Annotated in this window: 8 protein-coding genes and 1 pseudogene; 5 read left to right on the top strand and 4 right to left on the bottom strand. The window is 54.4% G+C overall.

What is annotated here, in order from left to right:
• The 5 genes and pseudogenes from D6877_RS29595 to D6877_RS11000 form a co-directional block, all read left to right on the top strand.
• Window positions 1–240: hypothetical protein (locus D6877_RS29595; RefSeq protein WP_206662982.1), on the top strand; the 240-nt coding region annotated here is incomplete at its 5' end.
• An 86-nt stretch (window positions 241–326) separates the two neighbouring features.
• Window positions 327–686, top strand: a complete 360-nt coding sequence (locus D6877_RS11015) for a DUF6124 family protein (protein ID WP_130910783.1) — start codon at window positions 327–329, stop codon at window positions 684–686.
• A gap of 394 nt (window positions 687–1,080) precedes the next feature.
• Window positions 1,081–2,229, top strand: a pseudogene (locus tag D6877_RS11010) (hypothetical protein).
• 2 nt (window positions 2,230–2,231) lie between these two features.
• Window positions 2,232–2,612: a hypothetical protein gene (locus tag D6877_RS11005; protein WP_177433965.1), complete on the top strand. Its 381-nt coding sequence runs from the start codon at window positions 2,232–2,234 to the stop codon at window positions 2,610–2,612.
• A 398-nt stretch (window positions 2,613–3,010) separates the two neighbouring features.
• The gene (locus D6877_RS11000) at window positions 3,011–3,370 is read left to right on the top strand and encodes a DUF6124 family protein (protein ID WP_130910781.1); all 360 of its coding nucleotides are present in this window, start codon (window positions 3,011–3,013) and stop codon (window positions 3,368–3,370) included.
• Between the two features lie 76 nt (window positions 3,371–3,446).
• On the opposite strand, the gene D6877_RS10995 is transcribed toward D6877_RS11000, so the two are convergent.
• The 4 genes from D6877_RS10995 to D6877_RS10980 form a co-directional block, all read right to left on the bottom strand.
• Window positions 3,447–3,686 (bottom strand): hypothetical protein, encoded by a 240-nt coding sequence (locus tag D6877_RS10995; RefSeq protein WP_130910780.1) that lies wholly within the window; start codon window positions 3,684–3,686, stop codon window positions 3,447–3,449.
• A gap of 50 nt (window positions 3,687–3,736) precedes the next feature.
• Complete coding sequence (locus D6877_RS10990) at window positions 3,737–4,120, bottom strand: hypothetical protein (RefSeq protein ID WP_130910779.1); 384 nt, start codon at window positions 4,118–4,120, stop codon at window positions 3,737–3,739.
• A gap of 156 nt (window positions 4,121–4,276) precedes the next feature.
• Window positions 4,277–5,008, bottom strand: coding sequence for a hypothetical protein (locus tag D6877_RS10985; RefSeq protein WP_130910778.1), 732 nt, complete (start codon window positions 5,006–5,008; stop codon window positions 4,277–4,279).
• Between the two features lie 270 nt (window positions 5,009–5,278).
• The coding region (locus D6877_RS10980; protein ID WP_178083670.1) for a type II secretion system protein GspI at window positions 5,279–5,474 on the bottom strand (196 nt) is incomplete at its 5' end.

The following is a 5,474-nucleotide window of genomic DNA, read 5'->3' as shown; positions in this document are numbered from 1 at the left end:
CAGTCACGCTCCCAGGCTACATATCCTTGCGCCTTTGCCTACAGCTACGCCAGAATCCGCCGGCTTGTGCGCCTTGGAGGCGGGTTCTATTGTGGTGCGGTCGCTGACGAATCAGTGATCGGATTTGACCGTCCGCCCAATATCAAGGCGCGCCAGCGTTCTGCACCTGTTCAGGCATTGTCTGAAATTCTGTTGCGGTGGCTGTGCGTGGGACACCTTCGGGTGTGCCGGATTCCTTGATGTCCGGTCGGTCAACCCGCGTACAGCTGCCACCCTCTTTGTTTGACCGCGAACGGTGGCGGCTCCAGTCATCAAGGAGCTTCACCATGATCAAACCAACACCCAATCCACCCGTTACCGATCCCACGTCTCCCTACGAATCCCTCGATTCCAACAAGCTCCACGAAGCCGCTGATCGCGCGCTCGATCATTACCTGTCTCCAAACAATCTCCTGCCTCCGCCGCGTAAGGCGCGTGGGATGTATGCGGTGACGGCGGATACCAAGAATGAAGAACTGCTGGCGGATGCGAGTGAAACGCTTGCTTCGGCGAAGACGATTGCTCAGGACATTTCCAGTTTGCTGCCGGCACAGCAGCGGCGGGCGTTGTTGGGGGTTGCTCAACTGATCATGTTGGGGGAGCTGGCGGTGAATCGGGTGATGGATAATTTGGAGGTGGCGGGGTGATGTGATGTGCGGGGCGCCAGCGGGTAGATTTAGCGTTAGTGCTGGCGCCTTCGCGAGCAGGCTCGCTCCCACAGTTACTGTGTCGCTTTTGAATAAAACAGTCCCTTTTAAATGCCCGACTCAGCCTTAACAATTTCGGCCGAGAGCGTCCGCCGTTAGCGGCTGCGAGGTCCAATCAACACAGCCAAACCAGAAGGTAACGCCGTCGATGGCCATTCGCTGCCATACAACCATCTCCCTCCACCAGCTATCCTGCGCACCCAGCGAATGAAAGGAATCAGCTGTTTGGGCACAGCGTTTTAGGCTTTGTCCTACAGCCAGCACTTGGCCGTTTCGATAGCGTCAGGCTGTTGAACTCTCAAGTCGAGATTCCCCAAATGGACAAGGATGAGTCATGAGTGAATATGGAAATGTGCCAAGGCCTGCACTGCCTAACCCACCAAGAAAAAAGATTTACCGTGGCGTTGAACCGGTCGATCTGCACGCCAAGTACTGGGCGGAATACCCGGAGGCTCCAGCGGAAAAACCGGCTGCTGTTAAGGCGATAGCGTAGCCAGGATTTTATATCGTCCAACAAGTCATGCCGCGCTCCGCGTTAGAGGCGGCGTTGTTTGATAAGCCGGATATTGCAACGCTTGAGAAATTCACGCGTCTCAACCCCCACGTTACCGGCTACGCCAAGCCCGGTCAGCTCATTGTGCTGAGCGATCCGAACAATCCGCAGTGCACTCGTGAAGAAGCATTGCTCATGGAAGCCGCCCAGAAAGTGGACGCGGCACTCAAACCCATGAGCGACGAAGAAGCCAGCTTCATGGTTCAGTATCGGAGCCAGATAGAATCCGTCCTTTCGCAAGGCTCAACCTCAATCGGCGTTGGTGAGTCTATCTTTGCCAAGAACCTGGAAGACGTGAAGACCTCGCTGACGGAAATCGAAGCTCTGCATCAGAAAAGTTTTCAGCGTGATGGTCACTTGCGTAGCTCAGAGTTTTTCGCTGAGCGTGCGCGACTGTTTGCGAAGCTCGATAGACAGCTCAACGGCTTAACCCGAAAAGGCATCGGCTTCCCTGATCATCCAAGTCTGAAGTCAGCCCTCGGCATATCGAGCAAAAGCCTGGTTCATCACTGGAGTCTGGCTGGCGCGCCGGGACAGATTCCCGGTTACGCCACGCACGCGGAGGGTGTCGCCAGAGCAGCCAAGGTCGTAAAGTACGGCGGTTGGGTCGGCACAGCAGTGGGCGGCGGGGCGTCTTACATGAAGGTTCAGCAGGTCTGTGCGGCTGGCGACGTAGATGCATGCGAGAAGATCAAATATACCGAGGGCGGTAGTTTCATCGGGGGAGTAGCCGGCGGCGCTGCTGCCGGTGCGTTTTTGACCGGCTCCACGGCTGGAATTATCTGTGTCGGCTTGGGTGTACCTACAGGCGGCATGGCAACTTTGGCATGCGGCGTTATTGTTGTCGCAGCAGGTTCATATGCTGGTGGCGCCCTCGGAGGCGCTACCAGCGAATGGGCTGGTGAGAAGATCTATGAGGCAGTGAAGTGAGTATGACGTTCGTTGATAAGGTACTTCTGTCCATTGCTGTCGCTGATATAGCAGGGCTTATTCTTTGGATAGGCATTTGTTTGCACTTGGCTTATACAAAGGTGGATTTGATGTTGGAGCATCTGAAAAATTGCTCAGCCATTATGTCTCGCGCTCCCCTTAGGCATGGTGGGCCTTGGGGGAAGCTTTTGCTGATCGGTGGCATTTCAGGGATTGTGACCTTCCCTGGGTTTTATTTGAAAAGGGGCGAGCTGAGTTCTGAAGATTTAGCCCGTTTTCCAGCTCCACTGAAACGAAAGCTCGCCGTGCTGCAATGGAGCGTGATTGGTCTGTTATTGGTCATGATCTGCTTTGGTATAGCTGTGAAGTCAGGTTTTGTTTAGCCCTGTTGTAATTTGCAGTCCCCAACGCTGGCATGGTTGCCCTTGATAAACACCGATGTTTAAAAAGACATCTCCAGTCACGCTCCCAGGCTACATATCCTTGCGCTTTTGCCTACAGCTACGCCAGAATCCGCCGGCTTGTGCGCCTAGGGGGCGGGTTCTATTGTGGTGCGGTCGCTGACGAATCAGCGGTCGGGTTTCGCAGCTCGGATCAATCAAGGCGCACAGCGCTCCAGTTCGTTGTCATTTTTGGCAGTGATGCTTTATGGCGGCTGTGCGCGGGATACCTTCGGGTATGCCGGGTTCCTTGATTCCCGGTCTGCGAACCTGCGTACAGCTGCCACCTCTCTTCGTTTCGCAGCGAAACGTGGCGGCTCCAATAATCAAGGAGCTTCACCATGATCAAACAAACACCCAACCCGCCCGAAACCGATCCCACGTCTCCCTACGAATCCCTCGATTCCAACAAACTCCACGAAGCCGCTGACCGTGCGCTCGATCATTACCTGTCGCCAAACAATCTCCTGCCTCCGCCGCGTAAGGCGCGTGGGATGTATGCGGTGACGGCGGATACCAAGAATGAAGAACTGCTGGCTGATGCGAGTGAAACGCTTGCTTCGGCGAAGACGATTGCTCAGGACATTTCCAGTCTGTTGCCGGCGCCGCAGCGGCGGGCATTGTTGGGGGTTGCTCAACTGATCATGCTGGGGGAGCTGGCGGTGAATCGGGTGATGGATAATTTGGAGGTGGCGGGGTGAGGTAGATGTCCGGGGGCGCCAGAAAGGCGATTTGTTGTTAGAGCTGGCGCCTTCGCGAGCCTATCGCTTGGCCTCGTTACTTATCCCATCCGAGCTCTGCGTAGGACATTTGATCATGCTCGCGAAAGTCTGTCCGGTATTCACCCGACTCCATGAAGGAATAGTATTTGGTCATCGCCTCGAAGCAACTGTCCGCTTCGATTGTCCAGATCAGCTGGGAGTTTGCTGAAAGTAGATTGCGCGCGTCATCACCATGAATTCTGGCCAGGCAGAAAGTCTGGCAACCATGAGGTTCCAACCAAAGTTCATGTTTCATACTCATAGCTCGTTTCCCCTGCCTTTATGGCGGACGCGCGGGCACCGATCTCAAGGTCGATGCAGCCCTTTCGCATCCCGCCAGTACAAGGTTTGTTCGAATTGAAAGCTAATTAGAAAGAAGGCGGGACACGACTGCGATATTGATTCAGCGATTTTATCCACATCCTCCATAGGTGAGTGTCCCTCAGGGTCAGCCCCTTTTATTCTGATGGTGCAACGCAAAGCGACAGGAAACCCGATACCCTTTTTATTCTCAGCATAGATCGTAGAGTCATCTGTTAAGTCGCCGCTCACCCTAAGTCCCGAGGGAAATATGGCGAACAAGCGATCACCCGCTACATCTATTTCAAGAGCTCCTGCATTCTCAAGGGCGCTTTTCAGCGCTGAAATTGTGAGCGCGCTATCGGCTTCCAAGTGCAGATCAAGACTCATGAATCCCTTTTCTCCCTGAACAGTTACATCAGACTTTGATGCAATTTTGCGAGTGTATATGGTCAATGGCTTGAAGGTCTGCTTCTGGCTCAGTAACTGCCGGGGAGAAGGGCGGCTGCTATCAGGCGGGGTGGCCGGCGTGGGTAGTCGACTGACCTACGCCAGTGCAGCTTCGTCGGCCACAGCCATCGATTCCCTGCGCTTCGCAATTAGCTCAAGCCTTTCCGAATCCGAAAGACGTTTTCCTGGTGTAGGCAAGGCGGAAGCTGTGGCCTCGCACCAACGTGAATACAGAACGCTGGTACTGGCGAAATCTGTTAGTTGCGCCTTGCGCGCCAATGCCTGCTTGATCTGTTTAGCGATGATGGGATTGACTTTGGAGTAAGCAAACTGCGAAGACGGGTGATTAGCCACTGCCACAGGTATACCGCCCGCTAGCGCAGTAACTCGACGTCCGTTTCGTTTGCTGAAGCAGACGATCAACTCTGGTGCCAGCACCTCCAGGACTTCAGTAAACGATTGCTCACCTTTCTCCCAAGCTGCGGCCGATGGCGCTTTGCGGGGGCCGGGCAAAAACTCTTGGATGAAATTGTAGTAGGCAATGCTATGCCAAAATTCGCTCCTATCTGCTTTGGAAAAGTGCTTCCTGGCATTTAGGATCGAAGCCATTATTTTGGTGAAATGTGCATGTTGCCGAAGCTTAGCTGTCGCTTGAGGGTGTTTCTGACCCAAGGCCAGGGCCTTCAATACCTCGGGTGTGGCTGTCGGGCGTTCATGTTCTTTGGCGCCATAGTGAGATTCGCAGACCACGAGAATGCGTAGACCGTTGATGCCGCGCTCGTAATGGGCGCCGACCCATGGTGCAAAACGGACTGTAGATTTGCTCATTGCCATCCTTAGTTTGTTTGCTTAGGCCAACACTTTTGGCTCAACCGTAATCACATCATTATTTTTGAATACTAGCGACGGGATTTTGAAGCCGGATTCGATACCGTCATGAACGCTGGAATTTGTGGAACCTGGCTGGCGAGGCTGGCTGTGGCACATGTGAGCATTTCGGTGCCTGATACTCCGCCTTCGCGAGCAGGCTCGCTCCCTCAGGGGGATTTGTGTTTGTTGCGGGAGGGAAGATCAAAAGATCGCAGCCTTCGGCAGCTCCTACGGTGGGCGGGTCAGTAAGGTTTCCAACCTGGCCAACGGCGGCGCATCCTGGTTTCGGTCGAATACCTGAATGCCAACCTTGAGCAACCGTCCATTCTCTGCGCCGGCGATCACCTGTTCGCAGCGCAACATAAGCCGTCCTTGATCACATTCAACAGCCTTCATCCCATTCGGCAATCGCCCCTCCAACCGC

This window comes from Pseudomonas sp. Sample_9 (assembly GCF_004307535.1).
GTDB classification, from domain to species: domain Bacteria; phylum Pseudomonadota; class Gammaproteobacteria; order Pseudomonadales; family Pseudomonadaceae; genus Aquipseudomonas; species Aquipseudomonas mercuritolerans.
The sequence above is the reverse complement of the archived record's forward strand: the minus strand, read 5'-3'. Positions and strand labels throughout refer to the sequence as shown.

Excerpts from the sequence above, each read along its gene's own strand:
- D6877_RS11015 (WP_130910783.1), top strand. The coding sequence starts at position 327 with ATGATCAAACCAACACCCAATCCACCCGTTACCGATCCCACGTCTCCC.
- D6877_RS11000 (WP_130910781.1), top strand. The coding sequence starts at position 3,011 with ATGATCAAACAAACACCCAACCCGCCCGAAACCGATCCCACGTCTCCC.
- D6877_RS10985 (WP_130910778.1), bottom strand. The coding sequence starts at position 5,008 with ATGAGCAAATCTACAGTCCGTTTTGCACCATGGGTCGGCGCCCATTAC.
- D6877_RS10990 (WP_130910779.1), bottom strand. The coding sequence starts at position 4,120 with ATGAGTCTTGATCTGCACTTGGAAGCCGATAGCGCGCTCACAATTTCA.
- D6877_RS10995 (WP_130910780.1), bottom strand. The coding sequence starts at position 3,686 with ATGAAACATGAACTTTGGTTGGAACCTCATGGTTGCCAGACTTTCTGC.
- D6877_RS11005 (WP_177433965.1), top strand. The coding sequence starts at position 2,232 with ATGACGTTCGTTGATAAGGTACTTCTGTCCATTGCTGTCGCTGATATA.